This window comes from Tenacibaculum aiptasiae (assembly GCF_008806755.1).
Lineage (GTDB): Bacteria > Bacteroidota > Bacteroidia > Flavobacteriales > Flavobacteriaceae > Polaribacter > Polaribacter aiptasiae.
Map to the genome: position 1 here is coordinate 348,068 of NZ_WAAU01000003.1, position 16,943 is coordinate 365,010.

Sequence of the window (16,943 nt, forward strand, 5' to 3'; positions counted from 1 at the left end):
ATTTAAAAAAATTACAACTAATAAATTTACTCGATTTTATTATTTGAAAATGATTAAGACAGATATACTAATTATCGGTGCTGGTCCCACTGGATTGTTCACCGTTTTTGAAGCAGGATTATTAAAGTTAAAATGTCACTTAATTGATGCATTGCCACAACCAGGAGGGCAATGTTCTGAAATATATCCTAAAAAACCAATATTCGATATTCCAGCTTATCCAGAAATTTTAGCAGGTGATTTAACCGATAAATTGATGGAACAAATAAAGCAATTTGAACCAGGTTTTACTTTAGGAGAGCGTGCAGATACCATCGAAAAACAAGACGATGGGTCTTTTATTGTTACTACAAATAAAGGAACAAAACACCAAGCACCTGTGGTAGCTATTGCAGGAGGATTAGGAAGTTTTGAACCTCGTAAACCACCTATTCCTAATATTGCTGATTTTGAAGATAATGGAGTAGAATATATGATCCGTGAACCAGAATTATATCGCGATAAAGATGTAGTTATTGCGGGTGGTGGAGATTCTGCATTAGACTGGTCTATTTTCTTAGCAGATGTAGCTTCTTCAGTTACATTAATCCATAGAAGAAATGAATTTAGAGGAGCTTTAGATTCAGTAGATAAAGTTCAGGAATTAAAGAACGAAGGAAAGATTAATCTAATAACACCAGCTGAGGTTAAAGGAATTGTTGGAGAAGGCAAAGTAGAAGGTGTTATGGTAGAGCAAAAAGATAAAGAACCATTTACTTTAGCATGTGATCATTTCATTCCATTATTCGGATTGGCTCCTAAATTAGGACCTATAGCTAATTGGGGATTAGAGATTGAGAAAAATGCAATTAAAGTAAATAATGCATTAGACTATCAAACAAATATTCCTGGAATTTATGCTATTGGTGATGTGAATACATATCCAGGAAAATTAAAGTTAATTTTATGTGGTTTTCACGAAGCAACTTTAATGTGTCAGAGTGCTTTTCAACGTATTTATCCAGACAAAAAGTATGTAATGAAATATACTACAGTTGGAGGGGTAACAGGTTTTGATGGAACTAAAAAAGAAGCACCTAAAGCTGTTGTAAAAGCGATTAACTAAAAAATGACTAAGACATTATATGATTTGACAAGAGAAGATTGGAATACACTTTTTCCTATTCAATTGTCAAATCATAATAAAAATTGGAAGCACATTTTTGAAAGAGAAAAAGCCAATATTATTAAGAATGTCGATAATTCATATTTTAACAGAATAGAGCATTTTGGTAGTACTTCAATACCAAATATAAAGTCAAAGGCTTATATTGATTTATTTATTGAAATTCCAAAAGAGCTTTTATTCAATAAAGAAGTAATTAAAAGCTTCGAAAATTTAGGTTATACTTATTTTGAAGTGCCAGAAAGAGAAAATATACAAGCGTATATGTCTTTTGGTAAAGGGTATAATTTAGAAGGTAAAAAAGAACAAATTTACCATATTCATATGTGTCCTAAGGACAATGAAATGACTCAACAATTAAAGTTTAGAGACTATTTAATTGATAACCCCAAAAGAGCAAAAGAATACGAGAGACTGAAAGTAGAATTAGCATCTAAACATAAAAACGATAGAGGTGCTTATGTATTAGGAAAAACTAATTTTGTAAAAGAAACTCTTAAATTATATTACAAAAAAGAATAGAGAATTGACATTAACAGATTACATACAACAACTTTCAGAAGATAAATTATTATACTTTGCTTTACCCATTTTTTTTATTTCCATGCTGGTCGAATATCAGTTTGCAAAAGAAAAATATTATGGTAAAGATACAGGTGTTTCTTTATTGATGATGGTGTTTTCCGCTATTGTTGAGTTTATTCCTAAAATTTTAGCCTTTGTAGCTTTCTTTTACTTATATGAAATAAGTCCATTAAAAGATGTTGTAGGACGTCAATGGTGGGCATGGATTGTGTTATTGTTTGCAGATGATTTAGCTTACTATTGGTTTCATAGATTGAACCATGAAGTACGATTATTCTGGGCAGGTCATGTACCACATCATTCATCAGTACACATGAATTTAGGGACAGCTTTACGTCAAGGAGTTGGAGAGCGTATTCACAAATTTTTCTTTTGGATGTGGATACCTTTATTAGGTTTTGATCCATTAATGATGTTCACCATGATGGGGATTAGTTTAATTTATCAATTCTTTGTACATACAGAACTAGTTGATAAGTTGCCAAAGCCAATAGAGTTTATTTTTAATACACCTTCTCATCACAGAGTACACCATGCTTCTAATATTCGCTATTTAGATTGTAATCACGCAGGAATTTTAATTATTTGGGATCGTATGTTTGGAACATTTTCTGAAGAATTAAAAGAAGTAGATAAACCTGTATATGGGTTAACAGTAAACATAGAAACATACAATCCGGTTAAAGTAGCAACTCATGAGTATGCCGCTATATGGAAAGATGTAAAGCGTGCAGATTCATGGAGTGATAAATTAAACTATATTTTCAACTCACCAGGTTGGAGTCATGATGGAGAAGATAAAAGGGCGAAAACTCTAAGAAAAAAAATGAATTTATAATTATGGAGCAAGATATTACTATAAAAATTACAGATCGTGAAGGTGTGACACATGAAATACAAGCACCAACAGACATGGCAATGAATTTAATGGAAGTAGTTCGTTCTTATGAGTTAGCTCCAGAAGGAACTATTGGAATTTGTGGTGGTATGGCAATGTGTGCTTCATGTCAATGTTATATCAAATCGGATCATGAATTGCCAGAAATGGGAGATGATGAAGACGCAATGCTTGCAGAAGCTTTTTATGTAGAAGATAATAGCCGTTTAGGTTGTCAAATACAAATGACACCTGAATTAGAAGGGCTAGAAGTAGAACTAGCACCAGAGAGTTAAAAATATTTAAATAGCTTAAGTTTAATCAAACTTAAGCTATTAATTTTTCTTTCAATATCGATAACCAAGTAGATAGTCTTTCTTGTGTTAATTCTGGTTGATTGTCTTCATCCAAAGCTAAACCATAAAACAACTCCTCACCTTCTATTTTTGCTTTAGATTCAGTGTAATCATAACCATCCGTAGGCCATTGTCCTATAATTTTTCCACCATTTTCTAAAACTACTTCTGCTAGCATTCCTACACCATCAATAAAGTATTCACCGTAGCCATATTGATCACCTAAACCAAATAAAGCTATTGTTTTGTTTGTAAAATCAATGGTTTTAAATTCATCAAAGTATGATTCCCAATCGCTTTGTAAATCACCATCATACCAAGTAGATAACCCTAAAAACAGAATATCCATTCTTTCAAAATCAGATTTTGATACTTGAGATACTTCAATTACTTCAATTTCACTTTCATTCCACTCATCTACAATGGTATGCGTTATTTCTTCTGTCATTCCAGTATCAGAGCCATAAATTAAGCCAATATTTTTATTCATTTTTAGCGGTTTTAAAAATTGTAATCCTTTTTTGTTTTGCGTCTTTTTAATTTCTAATCGCGTCATTTTTTTTATGAAGCGAGATATATTTTTGCAATATAAAAACTATTAAGACTAAATAAAAATAATGATTCTTAAAGAAAGCCCTTCACTAAAAGAATTGTCATTAAATAATCACCTATTTAATGATGAGTCAGTGAAATTATACGAAGAGTATACACTAAAAACGCTAAACTACATTCAAAAGTTTTTATCAAACAGAAAATTCTACAAAGGAGATGAGTTAGCAGAAATTCAAAACGACAAACTTAATGCAAAGTTAGATAATATTGAAGATATTCAATCATTAGATACTGTTTTAGAAGAGCTGAATGAGTTGTACATACAAAAAGCAATTGCATTCCATAATCCAAATTATGTAGCACATTTAAATTGTCCTATAACATTACCGTCAATAGTAGCAGAAATGATAGCCACCACTATTAATACTGCTGTAGAAACATGGGATCAAAGTACATCAGCAACTTTTATAGAACAAGAAGTTATTCGTTGGATTTGTAACGAGTTTAATTTTTCTGAAAATTCAGATGGTGTATTTACAAGTGGAGGAACTCAATCGAACTTTATGGCTTTATTAATGGCTAGAGATCATTATGCTTTTGAGAATTATGGTATTAATATCAAGCAAAATGGTTGGTCGGATGAAATAAGTAAATTTCGTTTCTTCTGTTCAGAAAAAGCACACTTTAGTATTCAGAAAAATGCAGCTTTGTTAGGAATGGGTTATGATGCCGTTATTCCTGTTAAGGCTGATTCTAAAATGAGAATGGATGCCAATGAATTAGTGCTAGCAATTGAAAAAGTTAAGCAGGAAGGAAATATTCCAGTAGCAGTAGTTGCCACTTTAGGAACTACAGATTATGGTAGCTTTGATCCATTGCAAACCATAGGAAAGGTTGCCAAAGAACACAATATGTGGTTACATATTGATGGGGCTTATGGAGGATGTTATGTACTTACAGACACGCATAAACATCATTTTCAAGGATCAGAAATAGCAGATTCTATAACCATAGATTTCCACAAAACATTATTCCAACCTGTTAGTTGTAGTGCGTTTTTAGCCAATAATAAAAAGCACTTTCAGTATATTTCGTATTACGCCGATTATTTAAACCCACTTGAAAACAAGGATCAAGAACGTCCAAATTTAATAGAGAAATCAATACAAACCACCCGCCGATTTGATGCTTTAAAAGTTTGGTTAACCCTTAAAACTTTAGGAACTAAAACAATTGCATCTTATTTAGAAGAAGTACATAACTTAACAAAGCGTGTACATGAAAAAATGAATGCTAATCCAAACTTCGAATTAGCACATGTACCAGAGTTAAGTACGCTTGTTTTTAGATATAAAAACTCAGAAGCTGCACATGAGCCAACACATGATATGGTAAACTTACATATCAAAAATACGTTGTACGCATCAGGTAAAGCTTCTATAGCGAGTACAAAATTGAATGGTAGTATTTATTTAAAATTCACATTGCTAAACCCAAAGAATACGCTAAACAATCTTCTAAATATTATTGAAATGATAGAAGACACAGGAAAGAAGTTTCAACCAAAAACAGAATTATTATAATGCAAAGTACAGTAGCAGATTTTATAGCAATAGGAGTAGGACCTTTTAATTTAGGTTTGGCATGTTTAACAGAACCAATAGAAGGGTTAAATGGTATTTTTTTAGATAGAAAAGATAAGTTCGATTGGCATCCAGGAATGTTATTAGAAGATACAACATTACAGGTTCCATTTATGGCAGATTTAGTTACACTTGCCGACCCAACAAATCCGTTTAGTTTTTTAAATTACATAAAAGAGCAGGGAAGAATTTACTCATTTTATATACGTGAAAACTTTTTGTTATTACGAAATGAGTACAATCAATACTGTCAATGGGCAATTAGTAAATTATCTAATGTTTATTTTAATACTAATGTTACAGATATTAATTACGATGAAATTCAAGGAATTTATATTGTAACAAGCATTTGTACTAAAACAGATGAGATTAAAATATATAAAGCTAAAAAGTTAGTTCTTGGCACAGGAACTCAACCATATATACCTGAGTGTAGTAAAAAATTAAAAGGAAAAGCATTGCACTCATCTAAGTATTTAGAGTACAAAGAGAGTTTACAAGAAAAAGAGAAGATTACCATTTTAGGAAGTGGACAAAGTGCTGCCGAAATATTTTATGATTTACTACAAGAAGTAGATACTAGAGGGTATGAATTAAATTGGATAACACGTTCTCCACGTTTCTTCCCACTAGAATATTCTAAGTTAACATTAGAAATGACATCTCCTGAGTATGTAGATTACTTCTATAACTTACCTCCTCAGAAGAGAGAACATCTAATTAAGAATCAAAAGCATTTATACAAAGGTGTAAACCAAGATTTAATAGGAGCTATTCACGATACATTATATGCTAAGAGAGTTGTAGCTAAGGAACCGTTAAAAGTTTCTTTAAGAACAAATACTGAACTAAAGGAAACTGAATTAAATGACAATTCTATTAGCTTAGAATTACATCAAGTTGAGCAAGATAAATACTTCAAACACGAAACAGAAGGTTTGGTTTTAGCAACAGGATATAGCTATTATTTACCAGAATTCTTAAGTGAAATTTCAGATAGAATTCAATGGGACGAACAAAGTCGTTTTGACGTAAATAGAAACTATAGTATTGATAAAAATAGTAGTGAAATTTTTGTGCAAAATGCAGAATTACATACACATGGATTTGTAACTCCAGATTTAGGAATGGTAGCTTATAGAAACTCTTATATTATTAAAGAAATGACAGGAGTTGAGCACTACCCTATTGAACAAAAAATAGCCTTTCAACAATTTGATGTTACTAAGGAAGAAGAAATTCAATTAAATGTTTTAGCATAGAAATATGAAGCTAAAAACATTTTTAATAGTAATGACATTGGTTGCAGTAGTAAGTGATTATCTACTGCATCCATTTTATCCGCAGTTTTTTGAGCTTCGATTTGGTATGACCAATCCCAAAAACGTAGGGTATTATTTCGCTGCTATTTGTTTTATGGTTATGATAGCATTTCCATTCTGGGCATATGTTTCTAAAAAGGTTTCTGAACTTAACATTTTAGTATATACCCAAGCAATGGCAGGTGTCTTAGCCTTGTATTGCTATTATACAACATCATATTTAAATTTCTGGATAGTATCATTAATTATGGTATTGTTTAAAGGAAGTTATTTATTGGTGTACCCTTATATTCTTAAAATTATAACCAAAGAAGAACATCCAAGTACTATTGGGTTACTTTCGGTAGTTGTGCACTTAGGAGGAATATTAGGAGCAGTACTAGGAGGAATAACCGTAGACTATATAGCACCAAGTAGTATCTTTTTAATTATGGCCGGAGGTGATTTTATTCAAATGGCAATGAGTGCTTATTTACTAAAAAGTAAAAAGTACGCTACAGATTTAATCATTTCAGAAGAGCCAGAGAATACAGAAAAGAAGCTTATTCCTAAAGGCTTTATTTTAAAATTAGGACTAATTACATTGATTTTATATTTCAGTGATTTTTTAATTAGACCTTTCTTTTCATCGTATTGGGAAAGTTTTTCAGCTTACAAAAGCAAGTTAGTTTCAGGAACTATTTATGCAATACCTGGTTTTGTTGCTTTAGTAGCCTTATGGATTAATAACAGAAGAAAATCAGAAGGACATCAAGGAATTATAAATGCGTTGTTTATAGGGTTAATAGGTCTTTTATTACAAGGAATCCCTTATGACGGAATTGTGATTTTAGGAAGAATTGTTTACGGATGGGCAATTTTTCAAGGGGTAGTAAAATTCGATATTTTATTATTTGAATTAAGTACTCCAGAATCATATTCTGTAGACTATAGTAAAATACATTTCTTTCAAAATTTAGGAGTTTTATTGGCTTCTTTAAATGTAGGGATTATAGTAGATGAGTTTGGTTTACAGATGCCTTTTGCAATTGCTTTAGCAGGGTTTTTACTAACCTTAGTATTATACTTTTTTGTGTTTAAGTCGGTAAGAAAAGTTCATAAACAACTAGCAAAAGCTTAAGAAATGTCAACAACACAAACCACCACAGTTTTTTCAAAAGAATATAACGATTTTGGAACGATTACTATTCGTCCTTTTCAAGTAAAAGAAGATAGTGTCTTTTTACAAAAATGGGTAACTAAAGAGTATGCTGTTTTTTGGGGAATGCCAAATGCTACATTAGAAGATGTAGAAAAAGAGTATACAGAATTAACTGCTCCTGAACATTATGATGTTTTTGTTGGAATGTTTAATAACGAACCTGCATTTGTCTTAGAGCGTTACAATCCTCAATTAGACATTATCAATAATTTTTATAAAACCAAAGAATCAGATTGTGGAGTACACATTATTGTTGCTCCGCCAAAAGAGCCAAAAACTCCAAATTTTACTTGGTTTATGTTTCGATCAATTATGGATTTTGTTTTTACAAATTCAACAATTAATAGAATAGTTGTTGAGCCAGATATTCGAAACAAAAAAATGTTTGCACTATGCCAAAGAATAGGATTTCAATTGGCTAATGTAATTGAGTTACCTAACAAAACAGCTCAGCTAGCATTTTTAACCAAAATCAACTATAAAAACCAAATTCAATCTTTTTCACCATCAAAAAGAAGTGCCATGAACACCTTAGATAATGTGGTATCGCCACAACAATCAACTCAACATATACAACCTAACGTTTGGAAACAAGCGAACTTATTATTAGTAAAAAAAGCATTGTGTGAGTTTTCACACGAACTACTAATAAAACCCGAAATAATAGAAGAATTAAGTAATGGATATAAACACTACAAAGTTTATACAGATTCTTTAGATATACGATACGAGTTTAATGCAAAGCCAATGGCATTAAATCATTTTATGATAGACGAGAAGTCAATTAAAAAGTATGTAAAAGATGCTATTACTGAAGTAGATGCTATTTATTTTATAAAAGAGTTTAGAAAAATATTAGGTATTGCAGATGAGAAAATGCCAGTATACTTAGAAGAAATTATTAGTACATTATACGGAAGTGCCTTTAAAATAACGAAAGGAAACCCAACAGCCCAAGAATTAGCTACAGCCGATTTTCAAACTATAGAGCAATCTATGACTGAAGGACATCCAGGATTTGTTGCTAATAATGGAAGAATAGGTTTTGATAGTAGCGATTACCGTTCTTATGCACCAGAGGCAGGAAATTCATTTTCTTTATTATGGTTAGCAGGACATAAATCGAAAGCAGTTTTCTCTGCTATAGAGTCGCTTCCATATGAGACATTAATACAACAAGAATTAGATGCAGAGACCATTGCACAATTCAATAAAACCATAGAAGAAAAAGGATACAAAGCAGAAGATTATTTATTCTTACCAATTCATCCATGGCAATGGTTTAACAAGCTAGCAAATATCTTTTCTCCAGAGGTAGCAAAAGGAGATTTAATTTGCTTAGGATATGGACCAGATCAATATTTAGCACAGCAATCTATTAGAACATTATTCAATGTTACTAATCCGCAAAAATTCTATACAAAATCGGCGTTGTCTATTTTAAATATGGGATTCATGAGAGGGTTGCCTTTGTATTACTTAGGCACAGCACCTAAAATGGCAGTTTGGTTAGAAGATTTATTATACAACGATAGCTATATCCAAGAAAATGGATTTAGAATGCTTAGCGAAATAGGTTCAGTAAGTTATGTGAATCCTTATTTTGATGAGTTCGGACCTCATAATGATTATAACAAAATGTTAGCTTCTTTATGGAGAGAAAGTCCTTATTCAGTAGTTAAAGAAAATCAGAAGCCTTTAACTATGGCAGCTTTACTTCATATTGATCATCATGGAAATGCATTATTACCAGAAATTATCAAAGATTCAGGAATTTCAATTGATAATTGGTTACGTAAATATTTACAGGCATATTTAAGTCCAATGTTACATTGTTTCTATTACTACGATTTAGTGTTTATGCCACATGGAGAAAACTTAATTATGGTGTTAGAAGATAATATTCCTGTGTATGCATTATTAAAAGATATTACAGAAGAAGCTTGTATTTTAAATCCAGAAGTTGAATTGCCAGAGCATTTAAAAAGAATGTATGCTCCAGTGCCGGAAGACGTAAAATTACTATCAATTTTTACTGATATGTTTGATGGGTTCTTCCGTTTCTTAGCACCTATTTTAGAAGAGCACGCAGACTATAGTGAAAATCGTTTTTGGGAATTAGTGGCAGAAAACATTCAAGAATATCAAGCAAAATTCCCACAACTAGCAGCAAAGTTTGAACAATACGATTTGTTTGCGGAAGATTTCAAATTATCATGTTTAAATAGGTTACAGTTAAATAATCATAAACAAATGATTGATTTAGATGACCCAGTAGCCTTATTACAATTTGCTGGGAAACTGCAAAACCCATTAGCAGTATTTAAAACGCAAGAAGTTTAATCATGGTACAAACGAATCAAGAAGTATTTAGCAAAGAAATTGCTGGATTGGGAGTTATAAGTATTCGCCCATTTCATGTAGATACAGATTCACCAATGTTGCATACTTGGGTTACACAATCCTATGCTAAATATTGGGGAATGTTAGATAAATCTTTAGAAGAAGTACGTGCCGAGTATCAGGAGATAGAAGAAAATCCAAATCATCATACTTACATAGGAATGTTAAATAATATTCCTGTGTTTTTAATGGAACGTTATAAAGCTTCAACAGATATCATAGCGAAACACTACGAATCGAAAGAGAGTGATTATGGGATGCACATATTAGTTGCTCCAATAGAAAAAAGAATACCTCAATTTACTTGGCATGTGTTTTCAACCATTATCGATTATTTTTTCAGTTTACCACAAGTAGCAAGAGTTGTTGTAGAACCCGATGTAAACAATGAAAAAATTCACAAGTTAAATAAGAAAGCAGGTTTTGTTTATCAAAAGGAAATAGACTTGTCTTATAAGAAAGCAGCTTTGGCTTTTTGTACTGAAGAAATGTACAAAGAAGCTTTAAACCAATTAGAGAAGAATGAAAAATAATATAGCACATTTACAACCTCAGGTATGGGAATTTGTAAATCGTCAATTAATAAAAAAAGCGATAAGTGAATTTTCTCATGAGCTTATTTTAGTTCCGGAGTTTCTTGAAGAGCAAGATGGATGGAATTTATATAAAATACAATCAGATGCTAAAGAGTTTAACTATCAATTTAAAGCAAAAAAATTTTTATTAGACCATTGGTTGGTAGATGCTGATAGTATTAAAAGAATAAAAGAAGATTCAAAAGATGTATTGTATTTAGATGCATTACATTTCATTGTTGAGTTTAAAACTACATTAGGAATTCCTGATGAGTTTTTAGCAACCTATTTAGAAGAGATTACAAGTACACTTTCAGGAGCTGCTTATAAATATCTAAATGAAAAATTTTCAGCAAAAGAATTAGCAGAGAAAAGTTTCCAAGAAATAGAGCATGGTATGACCGAAGGACATCCTTGTTTTGTAGCTAATAATGGTCGAATAGGTTTCAATATTGACGACTATCATGCATATGCACCAGAAGGTAATCAACCTTTCCAAATTTTATGGATAGCAGGACATAAAAAATACGCAACTTATACAGCAGTTGAAGGATATGAATATGAACAGTTGTTGTTAAATGAACTAGGAAAAGATAAAATTACTGGTTTTAATGAGGTGTTATATCAAAATAATTTAGCGCCTGAAGATTATGTTTTTATGCCAGTGCATCCATGGCAATGGAAAAATAAAATAGTGGCAGTTTTTGGAGCAGACATTGCACAGAAAAATATTGTTTTAGTTGGAGAAAGTGACGATAAGTTTTCGGCGCAACAATCTATTAGAACATTGTTTAATGCTTCACATCCAGAAAAGTTATATACAAAAACAGCTTTGTCTATTTTGAATATGGGATTCATGAGAGGTTTATCGCCATATTATATGCAAAGTACTCCGCATATTACTACATGGATAACAAATTTACTAGCAGAAGACACCTACTTGAATGAGAATGGATTTACAATGTTAGGAGAAGTTGCTACTGTGGGATACCATAATCATTATTATGAAGTATTAGGGAAAACAAATCCACATAATAAAATGTTGTCTGCATTATGGAGAGAAAGTCCGTTTATAAAGATAGCCTCTAATCAGCGAGTATTTACAATGGCAGCTTTGCTGCATGTAGATTACCAAGGGAATTCGTTATTAGGTTCGTTGATAGAGGCCTCTCCATATGGAGCAACTACTTGGATACAGCGATATTTAAAAGCATATTTAGCGCCATTGTTACATTGTTTTTATAAATACGAGTTTGTGTTTATGCCACATGGAGAAAATCTAATAATGGTATTAGAAGAAAATACTCCAGTACATGTATTAATGAAAGATATTACGGAAGAAGTAATTGTTTTCAACGAAACAATGCATTTACCTGAACATGCAGATAGGCTGTTTACGAAGACTTCTGATAAAATGAAAATATTATCAATTTTCACAGATGTTTTTGATTGTATTTTCCGTTTTATGGGACAACAATTAGATACTCATGCGAATTTTTCTGAATATAATTTTTGGCAATTAGTAGCAGAATGTGTCTATGAATATCAAGAAGAACATCCTGAGTTTTCAGAAAAATACGAACGATATGATTTATTCGTAAATGAGTTTGATCGTTGTTGCTTAAATAGATTACAGTTAGGGAATACAAAGCAAATGTTAACCTTGGCCGATCCAATAGAAAGCTTAAAATTAGAAGGAACTTTAATAAATCCACTTGCTCAATTTAAAAAAGAAGTAGCTGGAATAAATAAAGTAGCAGAAACTTTTTAAGATGAATTTCGAAGAGCTTACAAAAGTTATACATACGCGTAAAAGTACTTACGCGTATGATTATGCAAACAAAAAAATTGAAAAAGAAACGATAGAAGCTATAGTTACAAACGCATTATGGGCACCAACTCATTTAGTAACACAGCCATGGCGTTTTGTAGTTTTAGAAGGTAAGCATCAATTGGATTTAAGTGAGTTTATGGCATCTTATTATAGAGAATTATATACCGAAAAACAATTTTCTAACGAGCGTTATGAAGCTACTAAAACCTATGCTAAAAATGCAACTTTAATAGGAATTGTGTTTACACCAAATAAAAAAGCAAAACTATCTGAATGGGAAGAATTAGCTGCTGTTTCTTGTGCTGTACAAAACATGTGGCTGAGTTGTACTTCTTTAGGTTTGGGTAGTTATTGGGATTCTTCTCCAGCAACTTTAGAGTATGGAAAAGAATATGTAAATCTAGAAAAGGACGAGCAGTTTTTAGGAATCTTTTTTATGGGATACAAAAAAGAAAATATTCCAGAGCCTAGAAGAAAAAGAAAATCATTATCGAAGAAATTAAGTTGGAATAAAAAATAGTAAAAAATAAAAAATGAAAACAAAAAATAGAGTAAGAGCAGTAGACTTTGTAAGAGGTTTTAGTGTTCTTATGATGATTCCTGTACACGTTTTAATGATTTTTTCAAGTATGGAAACTTGGGAAAATACAGTTACAGGAAATATAGGGCAGTTATTAGAAAGAGGATCTCCTGTATTTCTTATTGTAATGGGAATATCATTTGCATTCTCAAGAAATGCAAACAAAAATGGAATCTTAAAAAAAGCATTAATGATTATTGCTTTAGGATATATTTTAAATTTTTTAAGATTTATCATACCAGTTTTATTTTTTGGAGGATTCCCAGAGAGTTTTGTAAAAGCTAGTGGACTCGAATTAAGTAACCTTAGTAGTTTATTAAACTATTTCTTAAAAGGAGATATGTTTCAGTTAGTAGGAATATCATTGTTCTTAATAGGGCTATCTTTTAAGTTTTTAATAAAAAATAAGGGAGTACTAATTTTTATAGCATTAGTTATAATGTGGCTTTCCAAAATTGTGAGTGGTATACAATTAGGTATTCCTGGTGTAGATTATATTTTGAATTTAGTTTGGGGTAATAACTTCGATGTGTACTTTCCATTATTTCCTTGGCTTTCCTTTATTTTAATGGGATTATACTTAGGATTACGTTATCAAGAAAATCCTGAAAATGCAGATAAATCTTTATTTAGACCTATGCTCTATTTAGGTTTAATTTTTCTAGTGATTGGGAAATTACTTTGCGATTATAATTACGAATACCATTTTGGAGATTATTATCATTTAGGTCCAGGAGGAAGTATGGGATTAATGGGAATTATTTTAGTGCTTTTTTGGGTGTATTATTTAATAGAAAAAGCATTGCCTGAAAATAATTACATAAGCAGATTGTTTTTTTACTGTAGTAAAAATGTAACTACTTTCTATATGATACAATGGATTTTAATTTATTGGTTGTTAGTATTTCTAGATTTCTCTGCATACAATGAACCAGTTGTTTTATTAATAATGCTAGGGATTAATGTAGGAACATTTACACTATTGTATCTATTTAACAATTATGTAATTTCTAAAAGAAGTAAAAAAAGAAAAGTACTACAACAAGCAGCATAGTATGAGAAAGTTATTAGTTATTATAATTGTTTTATTACAATTTACATCCATAGCTCAAACAAAACTAGCTGGAAGTTATGGTATAGATTCTAAAGTTCAAAAATTTCTGGAAGCAGTACATTCCTATGATGGACCACCATTGCAAGAATTACCATTGGATGTTGGTAGAAATGCTATGGAGTATATGCAGCAAGATTCAACATTAACATATACAAAAGTAACTTTTACTAAGGAGATTTTTAAAGAAGGAAATAAAGCGGTTAAAGTGATTATTGTAAAGCCTAAAAAAAGAAGGAAGTTATTGCCTACTTTAATTTATTTCCATGGAGGAGGATGGGTATTCAATAGTTTTGAAACTCACAAAAGATTAATGAGAGATATTGCTTTAAAAGCAAATGTAGGAGTTGTTTTTGTTGATTATTCAAGAGCTCCAGAAGTGCAATATCCAGTAGCCAACGAAGAAGGTTATTTAGCTACATTATTTGTTTCAAAATATGGAAAAAAATATGGTTTAGACCCTACTAAAATTATAGTAGGAGGAGATAGTGCTGGAGGAAATATGGCAACAGCTGTTGCTATGATGGCAAAAGAAAAAGGTGTTCCTAAGTTTAAAGGTCAAATATTATTATACCCAGTAACGGGTACGAATCTGAACACAGGGTCTTACGAACAATTTTCTAAAGGACACTATTTAACAAGAGATACAATGAAATGGTTTTGGAAAGTGTATGCACCTAAAAAGGAAACACATTTACTTCCAACAGTAGCACCTTTAAGAGCAAGTTTAGAAGAGCTTAAAAATTTACCTAAAACACTTTTAATCACAGCAGAGTATGATGTGTTAAGGGATGAAGGAGAAGCATATGCAAAAAAATTAAGAATGGCTGAGGTACCAGTAATTTCAACAAGATATGGAGGAACTATTCATGATTTTATTGTACTGAACCCTTTGAGAGAAACAGAAGCTTCGAAAGCAGCAGTAATGCAAATATGTACTTTTTTAAATAATAATTTATAGAAATGGATTTATCATCTATAGAAAAAATAGTAGGGCAGTTAGAGCATATGAGTGTAATAGTACTTGCACTTATGTTAGTAGAATGGGGAATCCTTATTTTAACTAATTATGTTGAAAGAAAAAAAGAAGGAGTGGTTAGTATATTATCATATATAGTACAAAGTATTCCTTACTTTTTATTATCTAAAGTATTCATTGTTGGTACAATGTTTTTGTTATACGAACATAGGTTGTTTGATCTAGGTTTTCAATGGTATGTATGGATTATAGCTTATTTATTATATGATTTCACAGTTTTTTTTATTCATTTTTTAGGACACAAAGTTCGTGTTTTATGGTGTATTCATGGAGTGCATCATACAGCGGAAGATATGAATTTAACTGTAGTTGCTAGAGGTTCCATATTCGATGTGTTTTTTACTCCTTTTAATTTTATATGGTTACCTATTTTAGGGTTTCATCCATTAATGATATTCATCATTGAGCCTATTGCACGTTTGTATGCAACTTTAACGCATGTAAATGAAAAAGTTATAGGAAAACAAAAATGGTTAGATAAAATATTAATAACACCTTCAGTTCATAGGGTTCACCATGCTAAAAACCATATTTATTTAGATAGAAATTATGGAGAAACATTTAGTATTTGGGATCGCATTTTCAAAACATTTCAGAAAGAGTTAGATAATGAGAAAATTTCTTATGGAATTATGCACGATACTTTGAATAGTGAGAGTTTTTCAGATGTGCAATTTTTAATGTGGAAAGAGTTATGGAATGACGTTAAAAAAGCACCAACTTTTTCAGATAAAGTAAAATACATTTTTATGCCACCAGGTTGGAATCATATTGATGGTGGGAAAAAAGCCAAAGCTTATAGAGATGAGGCTTGGTTAAATAGATGTAAAACAGATGTGTCTTAGAATACATCTTAAAAAAATAGGACAATGATAAAACAATATGAAAATTTTAAAGTAAACTATTATCCAGAGCATGAGCTTGTGCTTTGGAGTATCAAGTCAGAAGGAGTTCCTAATTTTTCAATCGGTATATTGAGAGAGTTTAATGAGTTGAAGAAAGACTTAAAAATGATGTTTTCAGACAATGGATACCCCTTAAAATACATTGTGTCTGCATCAACTCATGATGAGGTATATAATATGGGAGGCGATTTACCTTACTTTTTAAAAAATATAAAATCTCATAATAAAACAGCCTTAGAAGAGTATGCTAATTTGTGTATAGATGCTATTTATAACATTTATAATACGTTTGATTTGCCTGTTTTAAGCATTGCTTTGGTTGAAGGAAATGCTTATGGAGGAGGATTTGAATGTGCAATGGCGCATGACATTATATTATCTCATGAATCAGCAAAGTTTTGCTTACCAGAAAATAAGTTTCATCTCTTTCCAGGGATGGGAGCCTATAGTTTTTTATGTAGAAAATTAAATATAAAAACGGCTCTAGAAGTTTTAAATACAGGAAATGTATACAAAGCAAAAGAAGTTGAAGAAATGGGGCTGGTAGACAATATTTTTACAAATGAATCAGGAATTGAAGCTGTAGTTAATTATTTAAATAAATCGAGTTTTAGTTTTAAATACAACCATTATAAATGCATTAAAAGAGTTTTTCCTTTGCAAAAAAATGAACTAGGAGATATTACAAATATGTGGGTAGATGCTTGTATGAGTTTAGAAAGTGAAAGTTTACGTAGAATGGAACTTATGATTAACGCTCAGTTAAGAAAATTAAAGCATGAATGTAAATCCTAG

At 31.1% G+C, this 16,943-nt stretch carries 16 protein-coding genes; 15 read left to right on the top strand and 1 reads right to left on the bottom strand.

The annotated features are described in order from the left end of the window. Nucleotides 1-49 precede the first annotated feature (49 nt). Genes F7018_RS01685 through F7018_RS01700 form a run of 4 tightly spaced genes read left to right on the top strand, consistent with a single transcriptional unit; the run spans nucleotide 50 to nucleotide 2,923 of the window. The gene (locus tag F7018_RS01685; protein WP_150898242.1) at nucleotides 50-1,105 is read left to right on the top strand and encodes an NAD(P)/FAD-dependent oxidoreductase; all 1,056 of its coding nucleotides are present in this window, start codon (nucleotides 50-52) and stop codon (nucleotides 1,103-1,105) included. A gap of 3 nt (nucleotides 1,106-1,108) precedes the next feature. Then, complete coding sequence (locus F7018_RS01690; RefSeq protein ID WP_150898243.1) at nucleotides 1,109-1,687, top strand: GrpB family protein; 579 nt, start codon at nucleotides 1,109-1,111, stop codon at nucleotides 1,685-1,687. A 4-nt stretch (nucleotides 1,688-1,691) separates the two neighbouring features. After that, nucleotides 1,692-2,588: a sterol desaturase family protein gene (locus tag F7018_RS01695; protein WP_246175021.1), complete on the top strand. Its 897-nt coding sequence runs from the start codon at nucleotides 1,692-1,694 to the stop codon at nucleotides 2,586-2,588. A 2-nt stretch (nucleotides 2,589-2,590) separates the two neighbouring features. Further along, nucleotides 2,591-2,923, top strand: coding sequence for a 2Fe-2S iron-sulfur cluster-binding family protein (locus F7018_RS01700; RefSeq protein WP_150898244.1), 333 nt, complete (start codon nucleotides 2,591-2,593; stop codon nucleotides 2,921-2,923). A 31-nt stretch (nucleotides 2,924-2,954) separates the two neighbouring features. Here the strand turns inward: F7018_RS01700 and F7018_RS01705 are convergent, their stop codons facing one another. Continuing rightward, nucleotides 2,955-3,473 carry a flavodoxin gene (locus F7018_RS01705; protein ID WP_150898245.1) on the bottom strand — a complete coding sequence of 173 codons (519 nt, stop codon included), beginning with the start codon at nucleotides 3,471-3,473 and terminating at the stop codon, nucleotides 2,955-2,957. A 127-nt stretch (nucleotides 3,474-3,600) separates the two neighbouring features. Here F7018_RS01705 and F7018_RS01710 point away from each other — a divergent pair, with 127 nt between their 5' ends. Genes F7018_RS01710 through F7018_RS01760 form a run of 11 tightly spaced genes read left to right on the top strand, consistent with a single transcriptional unit; the run spans nucleotide 3,601 to nucleotide 16,943 of the window. Next, complete coding sequence (locus F7018_RS01710; protein WP_150898246.1) at nucleotides 3,601-5,118, top strand: pyridoxal phosphate-dependent decarboxylase family protein; 1,518 nt, start codon at nucleotides 3,601-3,603, stop codon at nucleotides 5,116-5,118. Then, nucleotides 5,118-6,440 carry a lysine N(6)-hydroxylase/L-ornithine N(5)-oxygenase family protein gene (locus tag F7018_RS01715; protein ID WP_175578611.1) on the top strand — a complete coding sequence of 441 codons (1,323 nt, stop codon included), beginning with the start codon at nucleotides 5,118-5,120 and terminating at the stop codon, nucleotides 6,438-6,440. Before F7018_RS01710 ends, F7018_RS01715 begins: the two co-directional genes overlap by 1 nt. A gap of 4 nt (nucleotides 6,441-6,444) precedes the next feature. Further along, a complete protein-coding gene (locus tag F7018_RS01720; protein WP_246175022.1) occupies nucleotides 6,445-7,620 on the top strand; it encodes an MFS transporter in 1,176 nt (391 codons plus the stop codon). Nucleotides 7,621-7,623: 3 nt separating this feature from the next. Further along, nucleotides 7,624-10,044, top strand: coding sequence for a GNAT family N-acetyltransferase (locus tag F7018_RS01725; RefSeq protein WP_150898248.1), 2,421 nt, complete (start codon nucleotides 7,624-7,626; stop codon nucleotides 10,042-10,044). Nucleotides 10,045-10,046: 2 nt separating this feature from the next. After that, nucleotides 10,047-10,637 carry a GNAT family N-acetyltransferase gene (locus F7018_RS18670; protein ID WP_150898249.1) on the top strand — a complete coding sequence of 197 codons (591 nt, stop codon included), beginning with the start codon at nucleotides 10,047-10,049 and terminating at the stop codon, nucleotides 10,635-10,637. Next, nucleotides 10,627-12,450 (top strand): IucA/IucC family protein, encoded by a 1,824-nt coding sequence (locus tag F7018_RS01735; protein WP_150898250.1) that lies wholly within the window; start codon nucleotides 10,627-10,629, stop codon nucleotides 12,448-12,450. The genes F7018_RS18670 and F7018_RS01735 overlap by 11 nt, the downstream gene beginning before the upstream one ends. Nucleotide 12,451: 1 nt before the next feature. Next, a complete protein-coding gene (locus F7018_RS01740) occupies nucleotides 12,452-13,033 on the top strand; it encodes a nitroreductase family protein (RefSeq protein WP_150898251.1) in 582 nt (193 codons plus the stop codon). A 13-nt stretch (nucleotides 13,034-13,046) separates the two neighbouring features. Continuing rightward, nucleotides 13,047-14,147 (top strand): heparan-alpha-glucosaminide N-acetyltransferase domain-containing protein, encoded by a 1,101-nt coding sequence (locus F7018_RS01745; protein WP_150898252.1) that lies wholly within the window; start codon nucleotides 13,047-13,049, stop codon nucleotides 14,145-14,147. Between the two features lies 1 nt (nucleotide 14,148). Continuing rightward, nucleotides 14,149-15,165, top strand: a complete 1,017-nt coding sequence (locus F7018_RS01750; protein WP_150898253.1) for an alpha/beta hydrolase — start codon at nucleotides 14,149-14,151, stop codon at nucleotides 15,163-15,165. Nucleotides 15,166-15,167: 2 nt separating this feature from the next. Next, entirely contained in the window at nucleotides 15,168-16,088 is a 921-nt protein-coding gene (locus F7018_RS01755; protein ID WP_217701345.1) for a sterol desaturase family protein, read from the top strand. 24 nt (nucleotides 16,089-16,112) lie between these two features. Then, a complete protein-coding gene (locus tag F7018_RS01760) occupies nucleotides 16,113-16,943 on the top strand; it encodes a crotonase/enoyl-CoA hydratase family protein (RefSeq protein WP_246175023.1) in 831 nt (276 codons plus the stop codon).